We start from the raw sequence: 1,735 nt of genomic DNA on the forward strand, positions 1-1,735 counted from the left end.
GCGTCGATCGACAGGCGATTGGCCTGATAGGGAACCAGGTCCGGCACCAGCAGGTGGCCCGAGCTGTCGGTCTTGCCCAGCTTGCGGTTCTCGTGCAGCACATCCACGTCCGGCGCGCCCGTCGACACCAGCGCGAAGCTGTCGTTGATCCGGCGCGAGGGCGTGACCACGCCGTCCATCAGCACCAGCGCTCCCGAGGCCTGGACCGCCGCCTGCGTGCGTCCGCCCAGGTCCTGCGCCAGACCGGTCAGCTGGCCGTAGCGGCCCAGGTACTGCGCCTGGCCCTGCGTGTAGGCCTGCCCGCCGCTGCGTCCGCGCTGCACCGACCAGCCCGCGCCGCCTTCATAGTCCACCGAACGCTGCGCGCCCACGCTGTAGCTGTCCTGGCGCTGCTGGCGGCTGACCGACGCGAAGGCCTGGGTCCGATCGCCCATCATCAGCGTCAGGCTCAAGTACACGCCGTTTGAGTCGGACTGGTTGAAGTCGTGGAACGCACTCAGGTTCATGGCCACGCGGCTGTGCAGGTTGACGGTATAGGTCGCCGAGCCCAGTCTGGCGGCCGGCGCGTCCGGCTGGCGATAGCCGATGTAGCTCAAGGCCATGCTCTGCGACCGGGTGATGGGAAACGACACGGTCGCGCGATCCGTCTGGCGGACCACCGGTGCGTCCTCGCGCGAGCCCAGGTCGCCGTAATCGCCGAGCGCCCGGGTGGACAACAGGTCCAGGCTGAACTCAGGCCGCACGTACTGGTAGCCCAGGCTGGTCTGGCCGCCCGCGTAACGGCCCGCGCTGCCGGCCAGCGAAGCGCTGACCACGCCCGCCTCGCCCAGCCTGACCAACGCGCCGCCCCCCAGGTTGTAGACGCCGGGCGCGCTCTCGGCATGCCCTTCCAGCGTCAGCGCGTCATCCAGCCCATAGCGGCCCGATGCGCTGACGACCGGCGCGTGGTCGTAGTCGAACGAACGCACGCTGAACCGCCGCCGCACGAAGCCCGCCTCCACCGAATAGCTGGACAGGCCCCGCGCCAGCAGGCGCGTGTCCACGTACAACGGCACCGTCGTCGCGATGCTGCGCCCCAACGCGTCGCGCGTGACGATGGTGGCCTGGCCCGCGCCGGTGATGCCGGGGATCTGGTTGACCACGAAGGGGCCGGCCGGCACGTTGCTGGAGTATTGCTGCACCCCGTTGATGTACAGCGCGATCGAGGACGGCACCACCGAGGACGCGCTGATCGCCGCCACCGGAAAAGTCACCAGGTCCGGCCGCAGCGAGAAGTTGCGGCCCCACTGCACGCCGGCGATGCGGATCGACCGCGACCAATCCAGCGACGACGTGATCGTGTCGCCCAGCCGCAGCGTGCGCATCGTGTCCTGGTCCGAGCGCGTCCAGTAGGTGTCATAGCGGATATAGCGGTCCGCCCGCCCGCCGGCATAGGTGATGCCGGTGTTGCTGAATACGCCGGACGGACTGAAATAGCGCTGCTCGGTATACAGCGACAACCGGGACAGGCCGCTGGTCTGCGCGTAGGCGTCGTAATTCAACACCAGCCCGCGCCCGCTGGTGGCCGGAGGCGCCCTGGGAACGCCGCGCATGTCGAGTTGATAAGGCGTGCGCAAGGCGTCCGGCACCACCAGGTTCACCGACTGCGTCGCGGCGTTGTAGCTGTAGCGCAAGCCCGGAATCGCATCCAGCCGCAACGCCGGACTGCCAGCGGCGCCCTCCGCCCCCGGCACGT

1 protein-coding gene is annotated in these 1,735 nt (G+C 69.3%); it reads right to left on the bottom strand.

Translation table 11 applies throughout. From position 1 onward, the window contains the following. A partial coding sequence (locus ACEU5R_RS31875) for a fimbria/pilus outer membrane usher protein (protein ID WP_392413899.1) occupies positions 1-1,735 on the bottom strand: 1,735 nt, incomplete at both ends.

The organism is Achromobacter sp. 413638 (genome assembly GCF_043119405.1).
Lineage (GTDB): Bacteria > Pseudomonadota > Gammaproteobacteria > Burkholderiales > Burkholderiaceae_B > Achromobacter.